Annotated in this window: 18 protein-coding genes; 2 read left to right on the top strand and 16 right to left on the bottom strand. The window is 42.5% G+C overall.

Going from position 1 to position 22,529, the window contains the following annotated elements; genetic code table 11:
* Positions 1-6: 6 nt before the first annotated feature.
* The 11 genes from pstA to ACZMB2_RS08550 all read right to left on the bottom strand — a co-directional run bounded on the left by pstA (position 7) and on the right by ACZMB2_RS08550 (position 12,306).
* Positions 7-888 carry a phosphate ABC transporter permease PstA gene (gene pstA / locus ACZMB2_RS08600; protein ID WP_118769693.1) on the bottom strand — a complete coding sequence of 294 codons (882 nt, stop codon included), beginning with the start codon at positions 886-888 and terminating at the stop codon, positions 7-9.
* Positions 889-890: 2 nt separating this feature from the next.
* Positions 891-1,742 carry a phosphate ABC transporter permease subunit PstC gene (gene pstC / locus ACZMB2_RS08595; RefSeq protein WP_118769692.1) on the bottom strand — a complete coding sequence of 284 codons (852 nt, stop codon included), beginning with the start codon at positions 1,740-1,742 and terminating at the stop codon, positions 891-893.
* 84 nt (positions 1,743-1,826) lie between these two features.
* Positions 1,827-2,801, bottom strand: a complete 975-nt coding sequence (locus ACZMB2_RS08590) for a substrate-binding domain-containing protein (protein WP_487596414.1) — start codon at positions 2,799-2,801, stop codon at positions 1,827-1,829.
* 217 nt (positions 2,802-3,018) lie between these two features.
* The gene (gene fic / locus ACZMB2_RS08585; RefSeq protein ID WP_118769690.1) at positions 3,019-3,624 is read right to left on the bottom strand and encodes a protein adenylyltransferase Fic; all 606 of its coding nucleotides are present in this window, start codon (positions 3,622-3,624) and stop codon (positions 3,019-3,021) included.
* A gap of 61 nt (positions 3,625-3,685) precedes the next feature.
* The gene (locus ACZMB2_RS08580; protein WP_487596413.1) at positions 3,686-5,830 is read right to left on the bottom strand and encodes a M56 family metallopeptidase; all 2,145 of its coding nucleotides are present in this window, start codon (positions 5,828-5,830) and stop codon (positions 3,686-3,688) included.
* Positions 5,831-5,832: 2 nt separating this feature from the next.
* Entirely contained in the window at positions 5,833-6,195 is a 363-nt protein-coding gene (locus ACZMB2_RS08575; protein WP_308460083.1) for a BlaI/MecI/CopY family transcriptional regulator, read from the bottom strand.
* Between the two features lie 341 nt (positions 6,196-6,536).
* Entirely contained in the window at positions 6,537-9,410 is a 2,874-nt protein-coding gene (locus tag ACZMB2_RS08570; protein ID WP_487596412.1) for a DEAD/DEAH box helicase, read from the bottom strand.
* Positions 9,411-9,575: 165 nt separating this feature from the next.
* A complete protein-coding gene (locus ACZMB2_RS08565) occupies positions 9,576-10,109 on the bottom strand; it encodes a prolyl-tRNA synthetase associated domain-containing protein (protein ID WP_487596411.1) in 534 nt (177 codons plus the stop codon).
* Positions 10,109-10,582 (bottom strand): pyridoxamine 5'-phosphate oxidase family protein, encoded by a 474-nt coding sequence (locus ACZMB2_RS08560; RefSeq protein ID WP_487596410.1) that lies wholly within the window; start codon positions 10,580-10,582, stop codon positions 10,109-10,111. The genes ACZMB2_RS08565 and ACZMB2_RS08560 overlap by 1 nt, the downstream gene beginning before the upstream one ends.
* Before the next feature lie 113 nt (positions 10,583-10,695).
* Positions 10,696-11,376: a hypothetical protein gene (locus tag ACZMB2_RS08555; protein ID WP_487596409.1), complete on the bottom strand. Its 681-nt coding sequence runs from the start codon at positions 11,374-11,376 to the stop codon at positions 10,696-10,698.
* A 78-nt stretch (positions 11,377-11,454) separates the two neighbouring features.
* Positions 11,455-12,306: an Rpn family recombination-promoting nuclease/putative transposase gene (locus tag ACZMB2_RS08550; protein WP_308460081.1), complete on the bottom strand. Its 852-nt coding sequence runs from the start codon at positions 12,304-12,306 to the stop codon at positions 11,455-11,457.
* Between the two features lie 571 nt (positions 12,307-12,877).
* On the opposite strand from ACZMB2_RS08550, the gene ACZMB2_RS08545 reads away from it, so the two are divergent.
* Complete coding sequence (locus ACZMB2_RS08545) at positions 12,878-14,584, top strand: protein kinase family protein (RefSeq protein WP_487596408.1); 1,707 nt, start codon at positions 12,878-12,880, stop codon at positions 14,582-14,584.
* Between the two features lie 160 nt (positions 14,585-14,744).
* Here the strand turns inward: ACZMB2_RS08545 and ACZMB2_RS08540 are convergent, their stop codons facing one another.
* The 5 genes from ACZMB2_RS08540 to ACZMB2_RS08520 all read right to left on the bottom strand — a co-directional run bounded on the left by ACZMB2_RS08540 (position 14,745) and on the right by ACZMB2_RS08520 (position 20,640).
* On the bottom strand, positions 14,745-16,730 hold the full coding sequence (locus ACZMB2_RS08540) for an ATP-binding protein (RefSeq protein WP_487596407.1): 1,986 nt from the start codon (positions 16,728-16,730) through the stop codon (positions 14,745-14,747).
* A 382-nt stretch (positions 16,731-17,112) separates the two neighbouring features.
* Positions 17,113-18,459 (bottom strand): MATE family efflux transporter, encoded by a 1,347-nt coding sequence (locus tag ACZMB2_RS08535; protein WP_487596406.1) that lies wholly within the window; start codon positions 18,457-18,459, stop codon positions 17,113-17,115.
* Complete coding sequence (locus ACZMB2_RS08530; protein WP_487596405.1) at positions 18,449-18,901, bottom strand: MarR family winged helix-turn-helix transcriptional regulator; 453 nt, start codon at positions 18,899-18,901, stop codon at positions 18,449-18,451. The genes ACZMB2_RS08535 and ACZMB2_RS08530 overlap by 11 nt, the downstream gene beginning before the upstream one ends.
* A 178-nt stretch (positions 18,902-19,079) precedes the next feature.
* Complete coding sequence (locus ACZMB2_RS08525) at positions 19,080-20,225, bottom strand: aldo/keto reductase (protein ID WP_487596404.1); 1,146 nt, start codon at positions 20,223-20,225, stop codon at positions 19,080-19,082.
* A gap of 238 nt (positions 20,226-20,463) precedes the next feature.
* Positions 20,464-20,640 (bottom strand): hypothetical protein, encoded by a 177-nt coding sequence (locus tag ACZMB2_RS08520; protein WP_487596403.1) that lies wholly within the window; start codon positions 20,638-20,640, stop codon positions 20,464-20,466.
* 468 nt (positions 20,641-21,108) lie between these two features.
* Between ACZMB2_RS08520 and ACZMB2_RS08515 the strand changes: the two genes are divergently transcribed.
* Positions 21,109-22,476 (top strand): sodium-dependent transporter, encoded by a 1,368-nt coding sequence (locus tag ACZMB2_RS08515; RefSeq protein WP_487596402.1) that lies wholly within the window; start codon positions 21,109-21,111, stop codon positions 22,474-22,476.
* Positions 22,477-22,529: the final 53 nt, after the last annotated feature.

The following is a 22,529-nucleotide window of genomic DNA, read 5'->3' as shown; positions in this document are numbered from 1 at the left end:
ATTCTTTTAGCTCCTCGTAAACTTCTTCGCTACAAATGCAGAAAGGGCATTGATTAACAGTACCATAACCAAAAGGACAACCGCTGTTGCATAAGCCTGCTCCGTATAAAGTCCTTCATTTAGCAGGGCATACATATGAATTGCCAAGGTACGTCCTGACGCCATCATGTCAAAAATCGGAATTCCACTTAATTTTGTCGTCGGGATACCAGGTACTGTTCCTGCCGTATAGATCAGCGCCGCAGTCTCACCAGTGATACGTCCGATCGCAAGGATAACTCCGGCCAGAATTCCCGGAATCGCACTCGGCAGAATAACTACAAACACGGTTCTTAACTTACCTGCACCCAGACCGAAGCTTCCTTCCCTGTAAGAATCCGGTACAGACTTCAGTGCTTCCTCTGTCGTTCTCATAATGGACGGCAGCACCATAATCGCCAGGGTCAGGGCACCACTTAACATGGAATAGCCCCAATGGAATGCCACACCAAACATCAGATAGCCGAACAGACCGTAGACGATAGAGGGAATACCTGACAGTGTTTCTGTAGTCATACGGACAACTTTTACCAGTTTATTTCCTCTTTTGGCATATTCCACCAGATAAATAGCAGAGAATACGCCAACCGGCACGGCAAAAAGCAGCGTTACCAATGTCATAACAATCGTATTAATGATGGCCGGCATCATAGATACGTTATCCGTATTGTATTCCCATGCAAACAAGCTTGGCTTCAGGCATGGGATACCTTTGATCAGAATATATCCGATCAGGGCAAGAAGAATTGCTGTGGTAATTCCTGCGGATAACCAGACGATCGTTCTTAAAACACTCGCTTTCAGTTTCTGAACTTTTGTATAATTTACTTCTTTTTTCTTTTTATCCATTGTTACTTGCTTTCTCCCTTCTTGATCAGTGAGAACAGCAGATTAATGATAAGGATAAATACAAACAGTACTACTCCGGTCGCAATCAATGCTTCCCTGTGAAGACCTGCTGCATATCCCATCTCCAATACAATGTTCGCTGTCATAGTACGGACACCTGCCAGAAGGCTTCCCGGAATCACCGGCTGGTTACCTGCTACCATGATAACTGCCATCGTTTCTCCTATGGCGCGTCCGACTCCCAGAATCACACCTGCCATAATTCCGGATTTTGCTGCTGGAAGTACTGCACAGAAAACACTTCTCTCATGGGTATCTCCCAATGCCAGAGCACCTTCGTAATAACTTTCCGGCACTGCCCGGATCGCACTTTCAGATACTCCGATAATCGTCGGAAGAATCATGATTCCAAGCAAAATGGATGCTGTCAGCACTCCTTTTCCACTGGTTCCGGTCAGATGCTGGATAATCGGTACAATCACTACCAGTCCGAAGAAGCCATAGACAATAGACGGAATTCCTGCCATCAGTTCAATGGCCGGCTTCAGAACCGGATAAAGTTTCTTAGGGCAAAATCTTGCCATAAAAACTGCACACAGAATTCCAATCGGCACACCTACGATAATTGCACCTGCAGTTACGTAAATACTTCCCACAATCATTGGAAAAATACCGAAGATTTCATTCATGGGTTTCCATTTCATTCCTGTCAGAAATGCGGTTGGCCCGATTTTCGCAATTGCAGGCAGTCCATTTGCAAACAGGAAAATACAGATCAATGCAACCGCCAGGATCGATACACATGCAGCAATCAGAAAAACAATGTGCATGATGATTTCTTTTATGTCTTTCATATAGACGTTCTCTCCAATTTCAAAACAAAAGGGTGAAACCTGATGTTTTCACCCTCCTTGTCGTTCTTGTCAGTCTGAATGGCCTTACTGCGCAATCTCAGACCAGTCAGTGGTTGCTCCGGTGTAGATGTTCAGCACATCTTCAGAAGTCAGCTCATCAATGGTGTTCTCTTTGTTTACAATGACTGCGATACCATCAAGTGCGATTACCTGTCCAGTCAATTCTGCTGCTTCTTCATCCTTCAGCTCTCTGGAAGCCATTCCGATGTCATAGGTTCCGTCGATCGTGGAAGTCATACCGGTAGTAGAATCACTCTGCTGTACCTCGATGGTTGCATTCGGGTTTACTGCTGCATAAGCCTCTTTCAGTTTCTCCATAACCGGAGTAACGGAAGAAGAACCGCCAACGGTGATCTTGCCTTCGGCTCCTGTTCCTTCAAATGCACCGGTGTTGCCTTCGCTTACATATCCGTTCTCTTCTACAACTGCCTGGCCCTCTTCGCTTAAGATGTAATCGATGAAGTCTTTTGCAAGACCCGTCGGCTCGCCTTTGGTTGCGATGTTAAACGGACGGGATACTTTGTATGTACCATCTTTTACATTCTCTGCAGTTGCCTGTGCTCCGTCGATCAGAACTGCTTTTACCTGATTCTCATCAAGTGATCCTAAAGATACATATCCGATTGCGTTTTTGTTTCCTGCTACCGTTGTCATCATAACAGAAGTACTGTTAGTGATCTCTGCACTGTCGATGGTGTTATCTACTTTATTACCATCTGCATCTTTCTGCTCAATACCGAACAGCTCGATGAATGCGCCTCTGGTACCGGATCCATCCTCACGGGAAAGTACGGTGATTGCTCCGCTCATAGAACCAGCTGCTGCAGTATCGTCTGCTGCAGTGGTATCTGCTGCGTCTGCAGTGCTGTCCTCTGCGGTATCAGCTGCTGCGTCCGTGGTGCTCTCTGCTGCTGCGGTATCATTGGAGCTGCTTCCACATCCTGCTACGGAAGCTGCTGTCATTGCCATAATCATCATTGCTACGATTGTCTTTTTCATAATAGATTTTCTCTCCTTCATACGAATGAAATGATGTTTTTATTCTGTACCTGTTCCTTAAGTACAGGTAAGATCATAAAGGAGAAATGTAAAATCCATTATCGTAATTGCGTGAAATGTTTGTAAAATGTGATTTTACATAAAACAATCACAAAAGTACCCATCTGTGAAACGGGACTGCGGACGTTCCTTTTCACAGATGGGCACTTTCTTATTCTTATAATTCTTCAATTTTGTAAGTGGTATATCCTTCGTAATAGTAACTATGGTCAATTCCTTTCATATAGACCTCACGACTGTCTACCTCGTCCGTCAGTGCCTCTTTCAGAAGCACTTTGATCTCCACATCTTTGATGGGACTTCGTTCCATGGCAAGAAGATAATCTTCTTTGTCTACCTTACTCCAGTCCACTACTTTACCGATTTCCATTTTCAAAATATGATCCAGCCAAATACGGGTACTGCGTCCATTTCCTTCCCGAAATGGATGAGCCACATTCATTTCCACATATTTTTCGATGATTTCATCATACGTGGACTGAGGCATTTTCTCAATATTGCCAAGCGCCGTCTCCAGATACATCACCGGAGCAAATCGAAAATTGCCTTTCGCCAGATTTACCGTACGTATTTTTCCTGCAAAATCATACAATTCTTCAAACAGACACTTATGAATCTCCTGTAATGCCGCAAAAGTTCCCGCCTTCAGACTGTCAAGCGTTCCGCTTTCAAATAACCACAGTGCCTTTTTCTTACTGATTTTCTCTTCCTCACGGGCAAGTTCCGCTGAATCAGTAATACCTAATTTATTTTCGAGCGCCATATCGCACCTCCGTTAATTTTCATTATAGAGAAATCCATCCTTGAAAACAACAGTCTTTCCTTTAATGCTGAATATTTTCATCCGGATACGGGCCTGCCAGATTGGAGAAACTGTTCCAGTCTGCATCCAATGAGATTTCATAGGTCTCACCGTTGGCAGTTACCACCGTCCAGATGGAAGGATCTGCCGAATAATTCTGATATACCTTCTTCACCGGCTGTCCATTATATTGTCCGGAATGGGTTACATACCAAATGGCTGCACTCTCGTCATCTGGAAAATCTAACACCACTCCCGGCATTTCCACCTGTCTGGCAAGTTCAGCCGCACTGACAGTGGGTGACCATATCAGGTCTGATGCCAGATTCATGGTCTGAATAGAATTTTCCGCTCCCGGCACATCAGCGAAGCACCGGCTTAAGAAGATACGGCCATGTTCCAGATCCTCCGATGACATGGCAAAGTCCACGGTTCCATCATCATGGGAGAAATAATAGCACTCCTTTACCAGATATCCTGTCAGATCATAAAGTTCCTCCAAAGCTTTCTGTGCATGGGCTTCTGCCTCTGCTTCCGTATAGCAACTCTGCATACTGTCTTTGTAGCTATCCGGAAAATACCAGTGAAGGAATGCATTCTGAAAACCGGCGCGGTGTTCTGCTGTATTTATCGTCTGCGCCTCTTCTTCTGTGGTATTTTCCATATCCATCTGTTCCACAAGTTTCAGAAGCTCCCGCACTTTTTCCGGTGATTCTGCGTAAGCTTTCAGATTGTCAATACCAAGCAAACTCTGTGCCCGGTCTATATCCACGTAGGAAATGATCTGCTCATCCGTACCGTACCACTGCACTTCTCCGAGATTGTCTGTCAGTGCCAGCATCAGTACCGCAGTGACGGACAGATCCTCATCAAGTACTGTCTCATCCACTTCATCTGTTTCTAATAAGAAATGAAATTCATAGGGTTCCTCCGATGTCTGCAGCTCCGTCTTATAAGAGAGACTCGCAAATACCGAATCAGGCCTTGCCTTTGCAATAGCTCCCAGAAGTTTTCCATTGGCAGAAGCATCTCCCACGTAAGGATTTCGTGCTTCGTAGAGAAGTTCTGCTGCCTGTGTTTCGGTATCTACTGTTACCGTGCTGCTTCTGCTCTTTGTCTGACCATCCTTTGTCCCTGTATTATTTCCAGATGGATTGCTGCGGTTACTTCCCAGCAGGAGAAATACTGCCACAATCAGAATCACGGCTGCCACTCCGGTTCCAACTGCTGCCTTTTTATATTTCAGCACATGCTGGATTCTGCTCTTTACATTCGGTTCTCCAAATCCCAGCGGCATGGAAAGAGACTGTATGGGTTTCTCCGATGCAAACTGCAAAAGGGCCATACTGTATTCTTTTTTGCGCGCTTTTCCAATGAGTTCCAGTACTTTTTCATCACAGCTCATCTCCATATCCCGGCACATCACCGTCCATGCGGCCCACACCAGTGGATGAAACCAGTAGACAGCCAGCAGAAGACACGCCATGGCTTTTACAAGCTGATCCTTCCGCCGGATATGATACTGCTCATGAAGAAGTACCATCTCCCTGCTTTCTGGTTTCATTCCATATGGAAGGTAAATCTTCGGATGGAGCATCCCCATAGCAAATGGAGACGGGAGACTGTCACACTCATAGATCGGAATCTTCCCCCAGTCAGGATGGTGATTCTGTTCCTCTGCCAACACAGCCTTCTTCAGTTTCCGGCGAATACGCCAAAGGCTGAATACGTAGTAACCTGCCAGAGCTGCCATACCGATGACCCAGATGCGGGATGCCAGCCGAAGTACTCTTTTCTCTCCTGCCACATGGATGATTGGCCGAGCAGGCGTTTCCTGCTGTTCCCCACCTGCGATGGAAATTTGTTGTGAATTCTCCATCGGCTGTACTTTTGATGAATTGTCTGACCGCAGAACTGCTGCCTGCTCAACACTCGTCTGCTCACTTACCGTCTGCCCCACAGCTGTCTGCTCACCCTGGAAGATTCCCACCGGTGTGCTAATGGAAAACGGACAGAGCAGTCGGAAAGCCACCACCAGCCACAGAGCATACAGATATTTTTTCGGAGCCTTATGAAAAATCAGATGCAGTACCAGTACTGCCAGAATACACCAGCCCGCTGTCATGCTCATTTTCAGGATCTGTGTAAAAACCTGCTCCAGATACATACTCAATCCTCCCGATATTCATCAATCAGCTTTTTCAGTTCCTCTGCTTCTTTCCCTGATAATTTCTTATTTCCCAGAAATGCAGTTAAAAATCCTGGCAGCGATCCTGAAAAAGTCCGCTCCACAAACTCATCTGACTCCTTCGCCTGCACTTCCTCCTGTGTCACCAGCGGCGTCACTACCGCATGCTCATTTTGCAGCACTCCCTTTTCACAGAGCCGCTTGATCTCTGTATAGGTGGTCGATTTTTTCCAACCAAGCTTTTCCGCACACAGCTTCACCAGTTCTCCTGATCCAATCGGTGCATGCTCCCATACCAACATCATGAAGCGGTAATCACTGTTGCATAATCTGAACTCTTCCATACATATATCCTCCGAAAGAAAAAGTCGGTTATTGTAGACCTGTTTCTTAATTCAAGTCTACAATAACCGACCAACAATGTCAAGGAGGATTTTCAGAAAGTGTCAGCTTCCCGCCAGGACAATCAAAGAACAATTTTCCTGGCGGGACCATTATATTTCTATCTCTATTGGCTGGGTCTATATTACATTTCCATCTCTACCGCATCCACGTTTTTCATTTTCGCAGGAACTTTTTTTCCCTCATCTTTCTTTCAGTTACAATTTCACCGAAATTATCAAATTTAAGCTAGTATGGCAGGAACTTTTTTCCTGTTTGTTTAGCCAAGACCCATGCGATTATTTTAATGCATAACAGAAAAATAACTGATCAAAATTTCTTTAATATAGTTATATCTTCTGGCATAGGAATTTTCTACTCGAATCAGCTGCAAATCATGAGCCTCACAGATCTCTTTTTTCTTCTTATCCCGATTTTTTACAACTGCATCATCAAAATGTTCTTTTCCATCCAATTCGATCGCAAGCAGAGGAATTTCCTGTTCTCCATTTTTTTCATATACTACAAAATCAAATCGCCCGCTGTAAAAGAGGTCATTACAGGTATCATTCTCCCAAAACACATGCGAAATAGGAACTTCTTTATGTACCAGATAGCGGCTTTGCGTCATCCATATATTTTCCAACGCATGACTTAGGTTTCGTAAAAAAGCTTCTTCTGTTATACTGCTAAAAGGTTTTACTCCTAGAGCCCTGGAATTTGCCATTTTGGGTGTAACTGTGGAAGTTCCATTTGAACGAACATATTCCACTAACTCATACAGATCATCTTCTTTCTGATTCTGATGAAGGCGTTCCAGATTTTTGTAACTCGACACAAGAATCAATTTGTCTTTTGCACGGGAGGTTGCCACATTGATCAATTCTTTGTTATTTTTCAACCATTCGTAGGTCTGCTGCTGTGTCTGATCCGTAATAGCAGTAGAAAAAAGAATCACTTCTTTTTCATCCCCTTGAAAAGCATGCACAGTACCACAAGATACATTCGCTACCTGTAACCTATTCAGTTCCTCTTCGATAAGCCGTTTTTGATTTACGAATGGTGTGATAATTCCTATTTTTTTATCCCTGTTTTGTGCCGCATAACGGGCGATTGCCCTGGCCTCTGCTGGTGAGGTATTCTTCTCTACCGAGGAACTTTCCTGCATATCTACATAAACTAAGGGATGTTTTTCATTACTTTGCGTTTCAATTTTAAGCTTTGAATGATAATATTTACGGTTATTAAAATCAATAATCTTTTTATTACAACGATAATGTTTTTTCAGCAAAATCTCATCACTTACTGCATCACAGGCCAGATAAGTTTTGTAAATAGAATTTTTCCGATAGTCATACTCTTCAGAAATTCCATATCTCTTTTTCAATTTATTATTTGTTATTTCATCCAATAAAATCACCGGACTCAATTGCTGCGGATCTCCTACCAGCATCAGACTTTTTCCTCTGATAACAGGAACCAGCGATACTGCAAGATTGCATTGACTGGCCTCATCCATAATCACCATATCAAACATAGGCTCTGCATCCCCAAGCCTGTGTGCAGAAATACAGGTTGTTGCAATAACCGGAAAAATCTTTTGCAGACTGGATATATTTTGCTTTTTCGATAAATACTGCCGAAATGCATCCATCTGTTCTTCCGGGTCGTCCATATAAATAATCTCTTTTAAATCTTTATTTCCCGGCTGATCTAATTTCTGCAAATAACTGACGGATATATAATAAAGATATTTTTTCAGTTCTTCTTCGTCATGATCCAGAAATGAAAATACCTCTTCCTCTGAAACTGTTCCTGTTGTATGGATCTTTTTCTCAATCTGTGCTTTCTGGCGTCCACTCAAATCTGCTTCAAAAGGAAGCATCTGCAACGCCTGATTATGTTTTTCTCCATAATCAAGTAAACGTTCAATTGTTTCTTCTCTTTCTTTTAAATCCAAAAGTTCTTCATATTTTCTTAAAAGATTCGATAAATGTCTTGCTCTCTTTTTCCGTTCATCTTTATTTCGATCCAATGTCGAGCCAAATACTTTAATAAACTGTGCCTCTTCATACATATTTTTTATGATCTGAAGTGCTTCTTTTGTTTTCTGCTGATTTCCAAGACGCAAAATAGGAAAAAGAATTCTTTTTCCATGATATGTAAGCTTTGAAAGTTTGTCATACACTCCATTGATTGGATGATTATTATAGGATACAAACAAAACTGTCCGTTCATTGAAAAAAGCAGTCACGATCGTATTTATAATAGTATTCGTTTTTCCTGTTCCTGGTGGTCCTTGAATATACGCTACCGGATATTTCATAGCATTATGAATTGCCAACAATTGATCCAGATTCACATTTTTATTCAGCAATGCCATCGGATATGCGCCTGTTCTTCTTGGTCGTTCCAGCAAATCTCCAAAAAATGCTTTCACCGGTATAGAGATTTCCCCACACTGATACATTTTTATAACCGACTCATACTCTTTATGAAGATCAAGTGGAATTTCCGTCTCAAGCCCAATCAAATATGGCATATCATCTACTAAATCACGTTTTTTCACCAGTCTTCGGGAAATACGATCTTTAATCTGTTCTTGATTTTCTTCAAACTCCTCCAGCAATTCATAATCTTCTGCATCCAGAAAACGCCGGACACTCTGTACCGTCCCATCTAAAGAAAATTCCGTGCAGACGGTAATTTCTTCTTCCGGCTTTAAAGACTGCATCTTCACATCCAGATTCACTCTTCTATATGCCAGCACATACAAGCCTTTCTCTGTATGAATGCTCAAAACGTTCATCGCCAACTGCCGTAAATGAAGCTTTTTCTTTTCTTCCTTATCTCCGTCTATCTGGTACTGAAAATTTCTGACAATCTGTTGAAATTGTTCTAAGGTTAAACTTAGCCCTCTACCAGATAACTGGTCTCTATCCAGATAATGAATTAATGCATAATCTTTTGTATATGGTATCGTGTCCATCCTATGACACATTTCTAAATAAGTCAGGATTTTTAAATTCACAGAATGTTCAAAAACAGAAGCATATTTTTCCGGATACAGATAAATATCCTGTACCAGTTTTTCATTAACCGGACAATACGATCCCTCTACAATCCTCGAAGATAAAATACTATCAATCTTTATCCAATCAAGTCTTGTAATTGTCATCTTTCCCAGATGCAATCCATCTGCAGACAATGTACGATTCCGCACATTTAAATTTTGAATTCCAATCCAATATTTTGTTATTTGTTCTTCTTTATTCCGATATTCTATCTGAAGCCATCTACCTTCATGAATTGCGCGGAATATGTCATTTAAAACTGCATTCAATTACAATTTCACCTTCACGAAATCATGTCCCATTGCCGGGATTACTTTTTCTATCAAATCTTTCACCTTAAACCGGATACTAGAAGTGTTAATGCAGGGATGACAGCCGATATACTCGCCATCTAGTACATCCTCATCAATCAGGAGCTGTACCCGGTGCTCCTTATCATTCATTAACCCCATAACACTGACCGAGCCGGGTGTGATATCCAGGAATTCTTCCATATACTCTGGTTTTGCAAAAGAAAGTCTCGCGGACCCAATCTGTGCGGACAGATCTTTGGTATGAAATACTTTCGTATCCGGAATCATCAAGAGATAAAAGGCCGTCTTCTGGCGGTTGCACAGAAACAGATTTTTGCAGATCACTGCCTCCAGTAACTGGTCAACTTCCTTACAGTCTTCCATAGTCATAGTCGGCTCATGATCTATTCTCTCATACTCCACACCCAGACGATCCAGTAAATCATACGTACGAATTTCTTTTTCCAGTCTGCCTGCGGTATCCGCAGGTCTTCCCTTCTGTAATTCCATTATGCACGTCTCCTTTTTGCGGTAAATTTGTCTACTGTAACTTTTATCACTGCAACTGTCGCTGCCATCTCTTCATTGATTTCAAATGCTCTCTGTGTCTGGTTCTGCATGAGCAACTTTAAGCCTTTGATTTTCTCTTGCTCATTTTCTACCAGTTCGGCTTTTCCTCTTCCAAACACAGAAGCAAAGGAAGCGCCATATTTGCAGGGAACATCTCCTCCTGAAACCAGTTCCACATTCGTTTCCAGTTCCACACATACATGCGGATTTTCCTGCATTACATCCAGTTTATGTCCTTCCTTTGCACAGTGCAGGTAAAATACCAGTTGATTTCCCGCATATTCATATCCAAAATGCATGGGAACTACATACGGATACTCCTGCTCCATCATTCCCAGATGCAGAATCTTTGCCGCATCGATGATTTTCAATATTTCTGTAAGGTCCGTCACTTCCCGGTCTATTCTTCTCATCCTTCCGCTGTCATCCTTTCCTGAATCAGATACACATTTTTCTGAATTGTACCACAGTTTTTCCGTTAAGAAAAGCACAGCGCATCTTTTGATGACACTGTGCTTTTCACTCTTTATTCTGCTTTTTCAATCCGGTATACATTTGTCAGCTGCGCGGGTGCAGTCTCCAGAATGATTCCACCAAACCAGATGGTCACCACATCGCCTTCCTGTACTTTATCCCGAAGATTGTCCGTGGACATCACATAGTCTCCATCTGACAGCTCCATAAAACCGTCTGCCGTAGAAAGATACGTTACCAACAGATTTCCATCCCCGATCTCTTTTACTTCCCCATTAAAATGAAGTACCTCCGGCGGTATGGAGCCATCTCTCTCCATTTCTATATTCTGAAAGATCTCCGGTTCTCCATCCATCATCACAATCACATAATTTTCTCTGCCTCTCTGATATGCATAACCTGTTCCAAAATTCGACTGATCATTTTCTACAGGAAGCTGAGTTCCATCCACCTCCGATGTAATCTCGCCATCCATAACACCACATCCCAGCATGGAACTTACATACCCCGTATCCTGGTACACGATTCCGTCAATCATCACACAAGGCGGATATGCCATCGGCCGGTTCTCCGAAAGTTCCGGCAGTGTCACTGCTTCATTGTCCGATACTACCTGTTCTTCCTGCGTCTGTACTTGGACATCTGATTTCTGCTCGTCACTCTTCTGACCGCAGCCGCTCAAAAGTGCAATGGCCGCCATAAACATCATTGCTACTGATAATTTCTTCTTCATATGAATTACCTGCCTTTCCCTTTTCTTTTACTTATAAAACGGAAAATGGAAGGTATTTACTACAGAAAATTTCATTTTTTACAGTCCATATTCCTGATACAATTTCTCTCGGTACACTTTATCAGAAATTGCTTTCACTAAATCGTCTGACCGATGATCTCTCATCAATTTTTCATATAAATGATTAAGCCTATCTTCTCCAATCCTAATGCCTTCTTCTCTTGAACTGCTCATCTGTGAATCGTAATCACGAATTGCCTTCTGTCTCGCTTCATATTCCAGACGTTTCCGTTCATCTGCACTAAGCTTTTGCAAAACCTCATAGGCTTCGTTAATATAATTATCTTCTCCTGCCATTTTTTCAAAATCCTCTCTACTCTCTGCAGCCAGAAACCGCATCCATTTGATAATCAGCGGTTCCTCTTTTTGCTCCGGTGGAAGTTTCTTTAATTCTAATACATAGATCTCCAGTAAATCCGTATACTTTTGCTTCGTTGTCAGATCACAGAATGCAATTTCACGAAAGCACGTCCGGTCTTCATGAAACAGGTTAAAATTCAAAATACTGACCTGAATACATGGTTTTAAATTTTTATATTTATCCCCCTCTTTAACCTGTTCCGCATACATTTTACTTAAATAAAAAATAACCCGATTATTCCAGAATTCAAATGGTGCCACCTGCATTTCCAAATCCATCTGTGAACCATTTTTCATCCGTACCCGAACATCCAGAATACCATACTTACCATCTTCTGTATCTTTGCTGAGAATCGTTGGCATCAATGTAGTCTCTGCAATTTCTTCCGGATCTTTATTTAAAATTGCTGCAATAAATCCTTTTCTGATCTCCGAGTATGCCAATAATTCTTTAAAGCAATAATCCACTTTCGGGGACATTAAAAAATTATCTTTCGCTTTTGTTTTCATATAGCTTCTCCTTTCAAATCCTACAAAACAGATATCAAAAGAGAAACTTTCCTTTTTATAATTTTATCACAGATTCTTTTTCTCTGAAAGCTACTTCTTCCCGTATCTGCTCTGTATTAAATTGTGTCATTATCGGGAATTTTGCTCGATCAGAGCTCCGAAAATGCTTTTGCATTATTTAGATAAATTGTATATTTAGATAGTAACATATAGTTATTTAAAAAGCAACTTATTTTAAATAAAATACCAGGGAAATGTTCTCATCACTTTGCAATCCACGGGAAATCAACCCGGTGCACTCCTGAGTGAATGCGGAATTGACCAGATAGTCGGTGGAATCCATCCGATTCTGGATATCTTTTTTATGGTAAAAGCTCCTTAAAATCTTTTATTCTCGCACATTTATCCGATAACAACAAAGAGCCGCTTATTTCCAAATCTACTTGAAAATAAGCGGCTCAGACCACAACAGATTTTACATTTCCACACTATACAAACGGGTAGTGCTTTCTTCCTTTTTCTTCTATATAATAGAATCAGTAAATTCTGAGAGCCGAAAGGAGGTTTTTCCATGGGAATTTTTTCACGGAAGAAAAAAGAAGACAAGACTGCCGCTGACCCTGTATGGCAGGAGAATCCACTGTTTGAACAGGAAGGGCCACAAAGAATCTCTACTGTCAATGTCCCTATGCGCGATTTATACGATGAATTGTCGGCTTCTAAAAAAGGAGGCAGCGGACTTTTTAAAAAGAATTCAGATAAGTATAATGAAGTTTCTGACAGTATGGTTCGCGTGTTAAGTTTACTGGCTTCTCCTTTGAAAAAAAATGATTATGAATCCACAAAAGAAGTGGCACGTCATGTAACAAACGGTTATCAAAATCTGGTCTCCAAGTGCGACCGTTATCTGAATCGCTATGCTTTCTCTGACCGCGGTAAAGCCCGGCAGGATATTGTCGAGAAAATAAAAGCGCAGGCCATGGAAGACCAATTAACACTGACTACTTACTGGGGACAGTATCAGACTCTTCCTGCTTCGGAACAGGCTTCCAATGTATGGCAGGCTGTGGAAATCGCACGTCGCAAAAAGTTTTACATGAAAAAAGCGGATTCCGAACACAGTCATGTCGGTGGTTTAGCCAGTCGTCTGACGGTACTGAAAGAAGGCGATCTGGAGAACACGGATACTTCCGGCTTTTTTAAAGATGCTGAAATATTTACATATTATGAGGATAAAGAAGTTCGTATTTTCAAACTTATGGAACGAGCCCTCAAGCTGTCTCCTATTTCTGATAGCCTTTATGAAAAGGCAAAGGAAAAAATGTTAAGTTGTACTTCTTCCTGGGATCTGACAAATGTATCCATTCAATCACTGGCAGACATCTTAAAAAATATGGATGAAATGTTGACTGTTCCAGAATTTTCTTCTTATGTAAATTCCTTATGTGCACTTGCAGATTCTTATGATATCACTTCCTACAATATTCGATCAAAAGGTTTTTTAAACATAAATTTGCAAGATGGAGAGAGCATTAATCTTACTAATAGAAATGTAGCTACCAGCCGTATGGCCGATCTTCTTGGTGCCGGAGATGTAATTGCCCGATCAGAAACCGTCGAAATGGTGGAACCTGGAAAAACCACCGGAAGAGTTGGGAATCTGATGCAGAAAGCAGAAGGAAAAGCTGCCGCTGCTATTGCTAAACGTTATAAAAATAAAACCGCATCCTCTGATTCCGGTGATATTTCTCAGAAAATAACCGGTAATTTACAACGTCAGCTGACAAATCTTCAGGTACTGGATTATATTACAGGTCAGGTTGACAGGCATACAAACAATTATTTTATTCAGGAAGACGAGTCTACCGGAATGTTGACTGGTGCGACCGGAATAGATAATGATTTTTCCTTTGGTGATCCTTTCCAGTTAAATAACATCATCGGGCAAAACGGAATCAGTATCTTTAATGATGATGGAACTTTTCATATTCCACATATGGATGCAGCTATGGCAGATCGGATTCTGGCCGTGAACAAAGAACAGCTCTTCTTTCTGCTTGGCGACCTGTTGGAGCCATCCGCCATTGAGAATGCCTGGAAACGTCTTGCACAGGTACAGACAGCCATCAAAAAAGAAAAAGAGGAAAGCGGAAGTCATTTCTTTCTTCAAAATCAGGAATGGAATGCAGAGACACTGGAAGAATTTAAAAATAAGACCGTTACCGGAATGTTTAATATGAAATCAGGCGGAACTTACGTTTCAAGACTTTTACTATAAGATTCGCAAGTGGACGAATCGGAAAATATTTCCAAAAAATATCCGGCAATTTAAACTTCAAAAAAGGAGCTGTTGATCCCTCACCTATTTTGCAGCAACTCCTTTTTCTTCTGTTAGTTTTCATTACTCTTTGGGCAGGTGACTGTTCTTCCGCAATGACTCATTTTCCAGCTTCTTCTTCCATCATATCTCCATATAATCCGAAATCTTTGCTGAGCATGACTTTTCCTGTTTTCGCATTTTCATTTTTGATACTGTACAGCACATCCAGCATGGATACCGGCTCATTTCTCGCTGCTGCCAGGAAGGCGGCATTCAGAACGATATTTTTAATCGACCCACCGGAGATTTCAAACTGTTCCGCCAGATAATCATAATCCAGATATTCTGTCGGAATCTCATCGGAAAAACTGGATTTCCAGAGTTCTTTTCTTAAGCGTGCATCCGGGAGTGAAAATTCCACCACATATCGAATACGCCTCATGAATGCCTCATCAATATTTTTCCGATAGTTGGTCGCCAGAATCACGATGCCATCATACTGCTCGATTCGCTGCAGAATATAGGACACTTCCGTATTGGCATATTTATCCTTTGCCTCGTGCACATCACTTCTTTTTCCGAAGATCGCATCAGCTTCATCAAAGAACAGCACCGTATTGTTCTTCTCTGCCGCATTAAAAATTTCTTCCAGCCGTTTCTCCGTTTCACCAATGTATTTGTCGACTACCTGGGACAGATCAATCCGGTAAAGCGGCAGATTCAGCATATTGGCAATTACGTGAACTGCCATGGTTTTACCGGTTCCGGGCGGGCCATAAAACAATGCGGATACATTTTTTCCATAGGAATATCTGCTTTCCAGATTCCATTCATCATACACTTTATGCCGGTGCCATACGTGCGCACAGATATTGTTGAGAATCCTTTTTTGCTCCGGCCAAAGTTTCAGGTCATCAAAGGTATACTGAACCGGGATTCTTTTAATGCTGCCGCAGGATGGCTTCAGAAGAACTTCTTCACAGATTCGGCCGATCTCACTCTCACCGATGGTCAATGCAGCAGAGGTTACCACGATACGCTCCACAGCTTTGCGGATTTCTTCGGCGGAAAGTTTAAACTTCGAGCCTGCTGTAATGCAGTCTACCTGCTTTCGAATTCCATGTTCTTCCGTAAATCCCTTCCAGAGTGCAATTCTTTCTGGTCTTCCATACGCAGGCACCAGCACATACTCTACATGGCTGTGAATCCGCGGAATCACTTCTGCTTCCATATCTGTACACAAAAATACACGAATATTCTGAGCAAGCATCGGTCTCAGGAAATGCGTCAGTACCTGTTCCAGTGCTTCCTGACTGATATGATAAAGACAGATTCCACAATCAAGGAGCATGCCTTCCCGAATCAGTAACTGTGGATATAACAGGCCATCTTTACACTGCTGAATCTGCCGGATATCCGCCAGAATCATTTTCTGTCCTGTTGCATGGCATGCTTTTTTCAGGAGAAACTTCTTTCCGCATCCTGTATTTCCTGCGATCTGGACACAGTCCCTGTTCTCCTTTCTGAAGATATCTGAAAGTTCTTGCTCAACCGCCTCATTTACGTAGATTTCTCCAGGATCTTCCTCTCCTGTGTAAAGTTCAGTTCCCACACGGGTTAATTTTTCATCAATAACATCCGGATCCAGAAAATAGTCCAGGATTCTTGTATCTGCCCAGAAAACATGCCTCAAAAATAATCCATGATTTTTCTCACACTGCAAAATACGCCCGGCACATTCCCAGACCTGTTTCATCTCTTTATAAGTAACTTCCTCATCACACAACGATTCCATCACATCCAGTGTGATTCCATTCCACTGCTCTTTTGCAAACTGGTGAAATTCCGGATACAGAAGTCCTGCAATACAACAGTCCAGCAATTTTCTACTGATCTCTGTATTTCCACAAAGTTCGATCAGTCTCCTGTATTTTTCAGCTTCTTCACTCTCTTCGGCTAGCAAGTTCTGGTACACTTCCCTGATCTCACCTTCCTCCGACAATTCTGTTTCAAACAGGTGATGGTATTTTTCAGGAAGATTTTTTCCCTCTTTCATCTGGATCCATGCCAGAATCACTTCTGTCAGATACTGTATATATCTCATAGGCCCACCTTCTACAATTTCACTTTTTCTTATTCTACCACGATTTCTCTTTCTCCGAACGAAGCTTCTTCCCGTATCTGTTCTGCATTCAATTGTGTCATTATCGGGAATCTTGCTCGATTGGAGCTCCGAGAATGAGATGTGAATTAGCTAGATTTATTGCATATTTGCATTATAATATACAGTTATGTAAATAACAACATTTTTCCATCTCAAATTGCTTTTTTCTTTCCTCTATACTACGCCAAAAAAAGTGTGTGTTCACTTGTATTTATCTTTATTACCTTAGGTATTATTTATGCAGGTGTACGCAACGGAATCGAGCGCGTGTCCAAATTTATGATCCAATATCTCTGCCCCATCTTCGCAGCTATCATACTGATCAGCTCCGTGGCAAATGCTTTCGGTTGGATATCCATGTAAAAAATCCCACATTCAGAATAATTCCCACCATAGTGGATACCGGCGCAGCCAGACCGATCATGGTCAGACTCGCGTTGGGCTGAATACTCATAATGTAAGCAAATGGCAGACGTATCAACAAAGTCTGAATAAGTCCCTGGGTCATGACCCACACGGTTTTGTTATTTCCATTAAAGTAGCCTATCATACTGAACAATACTGCGGTTACAATAGTCTCTGAAGCAAATCCTTTGAGATAAGCAAAACCGTTCTGGATGACTGCTTCATCTGTGGAGAAGAATCCGGTCAGCACATCACCTTTCAGCATCACCAGTGCAAATACAAAGCATCCTACCACCAGTCCCACGCCAATTCCGGTAAGCATGGACTGTCTGGCACGTTTCAGCTTTCCTGCACCCACATTCTGGGATACAAAGGATGCCATGGACTGCATCAGGGCACTTGGTACCAGCATTGCAAAGTTTACGATCTTACAGGCTACACCGTAACCGGAGGATGCCTCCAGTCCCAGACGGTTGACAAAGGCGCAGAGTGCCAGAAAAGAAATCTGTGTCAAAAACTCCTGCAGCGCCAGCGGAAGCCCGATCTCCAGAAATCTCTGACATTGAATATTCAATCGAAAATCCTTTTTGGTAATCTCAAATGGCAGCTGCTTCTTCATAAGAAGAATCACTGCAAATACCACACTGCATGCCTGGGCGGCCACCGTCGCAATTGCCGCACCGGCTGCATCCATATGAAGTCCGGCCACCAGAGCCAGATCGCCGAAAATATTGATGATACAGGCTACCAGCACGAACAAAAGCGGAGATTTACTGTCGCCAAGTCCTCTGAAAATTGCAGACAGCAAGTTGTAAGCTACAATGAAGAAAATTCCTGCTCCACAAATCCGCACATACGTGGTTGTCAGATCCACAGCCTCTGTGGGAGCCTGCATCAATATAGAAATCGGACGGGCAAAACCCACCATTACTACAAGCAGAACGACAGAAATAATGGTAAAGACAATGGCGGATCCACCGATAACAGAACCGATCTGCTCCGGCTTCTTTTCACCCAGATACCGGGCAATCAGCACCGTAATACCCATAGCTGTCTGTATTACTACAAAAGTAACCAGATTCAATACCTGGCTTCCGGTAGAAACGGCGGACAGTCCGGAAGTGGAACCAAATCTTCCCACTACCAAAAGATCTACCGCTCCATAAGCAGCCTGTAAGATCAATGCCCCAAGCACCGGCATCATAAAAGTTACCAGTTTCTTTAAAATACTTCCCTGTGTAAAATCTGATTGATCATTTGTCATAAGTCTCTCTCCTCTCGTTCATAATCTGATAAAACTTCTCAATTGTCCGAATCACACACTGTGCATCTTCTTCCGAAATCTCATCCATATACGGAACCAACATCCGAAAATACTGTTCATTATATTTCTGCGACAACTGTTTTCCCGCCTCCGTAACCGCAATATAGGTCACTCGACCATCATCGGGCGAAGCAATTTTCTGCAGATATCCTTTTGTCTCCATCTCCTTTACGGTTCTGGTGACGCCGGGACGTGGAAGATTCAGCGCATCACTGATATCCGATACTTTTACATGAATCTCCTGTTTTTCCAGTATCTGGATGGCATCCAGGTAATGAATATAGGAAGACGTTACGCCATCCGGCAGTGGCGGCAGCAGATCCCTTGCCCTTTTTGCCTGATAACAGGCATCAAACATTTTTTTCAGTGTTTCAATTCTCATAATAAAAAATCTCCATATAATTACCAAAGTTAATTACCAATGATAATTATATGGGGATTTAAAAAATTGTCAATACTGTTTTTCTTTACAACTACGGAATTACATTTTTCAGATTATGTACCCGTGCACCTTTCACCCGGGTGCACTTCGGTACCATACGTTTCTCTTCCATCTTCTCTTAACATCCAAATAATTTTGCTGTTTTTTCCATACGCTCCGCAATGGACACGCCAAACGGACAGCGGCTCTCGCAGGCTTGGCATCCGATGCATTCGGAAGCCTTATGTTCCAGCAGTTCATAATGAGACTGCACCGTCGCCGGTACTTCCGGCTGCATGATAGCCAGATCATAGAATTTATTGATCATGGCAATATCCAGATTGGACACGCAGGGTTTGCAATGACCGCAGTAAGTACATTCTCCTCTATAAGAATGGAACGGTGCATTGGCAATCACAGACGCATAATCTTTTTCTTCCTCTGTTGCCATCTCATACGCAACTGCACTGTCCACCTGCTCCTTCGTATCATAGCCACACATGATGGAACAGACTGCAGGTCTGGTCAAAGCATAATGAATACACTGTACCGGTGTCAGTGCCACGCCAAAGGGTGAACGTTTTTCATCGAACAGTCTTCCGCCTGCAAATCCTTTCATCACCGTAATTCCCACATCATTTTGTTCACAGACCTGATAAAGATGTGCACGGTCTGCATCAATACCTTTCAGACTGGTATCAAATTCGTCGGCAAACATGGTATCAATATTTTCACTGGCCGGAAGCATGTCAAAGGCCGGATTGATACTGAACAGAATCATTTCCACATATCCAGACTCTGCTGCCTTCACTGCCACCTTCGGATTATGGGAACTCATACCGATATGGCGGATGACACCCTTATTTTTCAACTCCATTACATAATCCATATAGTCCAAATGCTGAATCTGCTCCCACTCTTCCTCAGAATCCACATAGTGAATCATACCCAGATCAATATAATCGGTCTGCAGCCGTTTCAGCAAATCCTCAAAAGCCGGACGAACGTATTTCATATCTCTGGTCCGATAGTACTGCTCATCCTTCCAGGTGGAACCAATATGTCCCTGAATAAACCACTGGCCACGATTTTCCTTAATTCCTTCTCCGATGATATTTCTAGATTTCGGATCCGGCATCCAGCAGTCCAGAATGTTGATTCCTTTGGATGAAGCATAACGGATCAGTTCAATACTCTCCTCCTCCGGATGACGCTCCAGCCATTCTCCGCCAAAACCAATCTCACTGACCTGTAAGCCTGTTTTTCCCAGTCGATTTGTTTTCATGTTATCCCCTCACTCGTTTTCTTAGTTTCTTTTATTATAACCAGTCTGAAATAGAGGTTGTCAAGGAATTCATTCACCATTATCCTAATATTAGAAAAACGCTGCCAATAAAACTGACAGCGCTCTTCTCTGAAAATTTATTTTAAAAAATTTAGCAACGAACTTCCCAACGTTCTTTCCGGCATCTCCAGTCCCATCATTTCCCAGTGGCCGGTCATGGCATCTTTTCCGCGGCATTTTATTCCTGCTTTTTCTTCTCCACCTTCGGCGGCAGATAATGATAAATTTCCTCATAGGCTTCCACTTCCTCATCACTTTGCAATCCACGGGGAATCAACCCGGTGCAGTCCTGAGTGGATGCGGAATTGACCAGATAATCGGTGGAATCAATTAGTTTCTGGTTATCTTTTTTCATGATGAAACCTCCTGACAGAAATAGTGTCCCCGGACTCTGAGCAAATCATACCTCTGTTTTTTACTCCAACGTTTCAATATTCGTATTCTTTGAGCAGTGTTGAAAGGTAAAAATAATTCGCAGTAATTTCGTTGAATTTAAGCCAATTCCTTTGCGATAAGGTAAAATAAAAGAAAAACTTTATCGCAGAGGAAGAGAAATGAACAGAGAGCAGGAAAGAATTAGAAAAAATCTGGAAAAGAATCCAGTTGCTGAGTGCAATAAGCTCCAGAAGAAGTCCCGAAAATTTAATGACGAGCAGATCGTGGAAAACTTATATTCATTTTTGGGAGAAAGAAAAAAGGCTATGAAGTAAATTTACCTTTCACAACTGATCAAGCAGTTCCGGAATTGCTTTTTCCACTTCTGCGTGTTACACTGGAACAAGTGCGTATTTCGCAAATAAACGGACAAAAGGGGATATGAAACATGAACAAACACAAAAGAAGTTCCTTCTCCGGAAAGCTGGGCTTTGTACTGTCAGCTGCCGGGGCTTCGGTAGGACTGGGAAATATCTGGCGATTTCCTTATCTGGCTGCCAAATACGGCGGTGGCATTTTTTTACTGATTTACATTATTCTGGCACTGACCTTTGGTTATTCCATGATCATGGCCGAGACTTCACTGGGACGGATGACCAGACGAAGCCCTGTAGGTGCCTTTGAGAATTTTGGGAAAAACAGACTCCGGTCTGCAGGCGGATGGATCAACGCCATCATTCCGATTCTGATCGTTCCTTATTACTCTGTTATCGGCGGATGGGTTATTAAATACCTGGTGGAATATTTCATGGGACACGGACAGGCACTGGCCTCCGATGAATATTTTTCCGGCTTTATTTCCAATGGATTATCCACGGAAATCTGCTTTCTTGTATTTACCTTTATTACCTTAGGTATTATTTATGCAGGTGTACGCAACGGAATCGAGCGCGTGTCCAAATTTATGATGCCGATTCTGGTGGTACTATCCGTCATCATTGCCGTTTATTCCGTCACCAGACCGGGCGCTATGGCCGGTGTGAAGTATCTTCTGGTCCCGAATATGGCGAATTTTTCCTGGATGACAGTGGTATCTGCCATGGGACAGATGTTTTATTCCCTGTCCATCGCTATGGGTATCCTGATCACCTTTGGTTCTTATATGAAAAAAGAGACTTCGATTGAAGACTCCACACAGAATGTAGAAATTTTTGATACGGCCATCGCCATTATGGCCGGTCTTATGATTATCCCGGCAGTTTTTGCTTTCTCCGGCGGTGATCCGAACACTCTGCAGGCTGGACCGGCGCTTATGTTCATCACCATCCCAAAAGTATTTGCCAACATGGGATTTGGAACCGTCATCGGCATCCTGTTCTTCCTGTTGGTACTGTTTGCTGCTGTGACCAGTTCCATTGCACTGACAGAAAGTGCTGTCTCCACCTTTGAAGATGAACTGCACTGGAGCCGTAAAAAAGCAACTGTATTTATGGGCGTCGTTATGGTTCTGTTAGGAACCCTCTCCTGCCTTGGCTATGGGCCGCTGGCCGGAGTTACCATCATCGGCATGCAGTTCCTTGACTTTTTCGATTTTCTGACCAACTCTGTTATGATGCCGATTGCCGCTATCGCGATCTGCCTGTTTGTCTCCAAAGTAGTCGGTCTGCAAAAAATGGAGGAAGAAATCACGCAGGATGGACAGCCCTTCCGCCGGAAGAAAATTTTCTACTTTATGATCCAGTATCTCTGCCCCATCTTTGCAGCTATTATACTGATCAGCTCCGTGGCAAATGCTTTCGGTTGGATATCCATGTAAAAAATCCCACATTCAGAATAATTCCCACCATAGTGGATACCGGCGCAGCCAGA

It is taken from the genome of Hominiventricola sp. (assembly GCF_057604405.1).
The sequence above is the reverse complement of the archived record's forward strand: the minus strand, read 5'-3'. Positions and strand labels throughout refer to the sequence as shown.

Coding starts and splice junctions, on each gene's coding strand:
- ACZMB2_RS08525 (WP_487596404.1), bottom strand. CDS start 20,225: ATGAAAACAAATCGACTGGGAAAAACAGGCTTACAGGTCAGTGAGATT.
- ACZMB2_RS08515 (WP_487596402.1), top strand. CDS start 21,109: ATGAACAAACACAAAAGAAGTTCCTTCTCCGGAAAGCTGGGCTTTGTA.
- pstA (WP_118769693.1), bottom strand. CDS start 888: ATGGATAAAAAGAAAAAAGAAGTAAATTATACAAAAGTTCAGAAACTG.
- ACZMB2_RS08555 (WP_487596409.1), bottom strand. CDS start 11,376: ATGAAGAAGAAATTATCAGTAGCAATGATGTTTATGGCGGCCATTGCA.
- ACZMB2_RS08520 (WP_487596403.1), bottom strand. CDS start 20,640: ATGAAAAAAGATAACCAGAAACTAATTGATTCCACCGATTATCTGGTC.
- ACZMB2_RS08570 (WP_487596412.1), bottom strand. CDS start 9,410: ATGACAATTACAAGACTTGATTGGATAAAGATTGATAGTATTTTATCT.
- ACZMB2_RS08550 (WP_308460081.1), bottom strand. CDS start 12,306: ATGAAAACAAAAGCGAAAGATAATTTTTTAATGTCCCCGAAAGTGGAT.
- ACZMB2_RS08590 (WP_487596414.1), bottom strand. CDS start 2,801: ATGAAAAAGACAATCGTAGCAATGATGATTATGGCAATGACAGCAGCT.
- ACZMB2_RS08530 (WP_487596405.1), bottom strand. CDS start 18,901: ATGAGAATTGAAACACTGAAAAAAATGTTTGATGCCTGTTATCAGGCA.
- ACZMB2_RS08535 (WP_487596406.1), bottom strand. CDS start 18,459: ATGACAAATGATCAATCAGATTTTACACAGGGAAGTATTTTAAAGAAA.
- ACZMB2_RS08565 (WP_487596411.1), bottom strand. CDS start 10,109: ATGGAATTACAGAAGGGAAGACCTGCGGATACCGCAGGCAGACTGGAA.
- ACZMB2_RS08545 (WP_487596408.1), top strand. CDS start 12,878: ATGGGAATTTTTTCACGGAAGAAAAAAGAAGACAAGACTGCCGCTGAC.
- pstC (WP_118769692.1), bottom strand. CDS start 1,742: ATGAAAGACATAAAAGAAATCATCATGCACATTGTTTTTCTGATTGCT.
- ACZMB2_RS08540 (WP_487596407.1), bottom strand. CDS start 16,730: ATGAGATATATACAGTATCTGACAGAAGTGATTCTGGCATGGATCCAG.
- ACZMB2_RS08575 (WP_308460083.1), bottom strand. CDS start 6,195: ATGGAAGAGTTCAGATTATGCAACAGTGATTACCGCTTCATGATGTTG.
- ACZMB2_RS08560 (WP_487596410.1), bottom strand. CDS start 10,582: ATGAGAAGAATAGACCGGGAAGTGACGGACCTTACAGAAATATTGAAA.
- fic (WP_118769690.1), bottom strand. CDS start 3,624: ATGGCGCTCGAAAATAAATTAGGTATTACTGATTCAGCGGAACTTGCC.
- ACZMB2_RS08580 (WP_487596413.1), bottom strand. CDS start 5,830: ATGTATCTGGAGCAGGTTTTTACACAGATCCTGAAAATGAGCATGACA.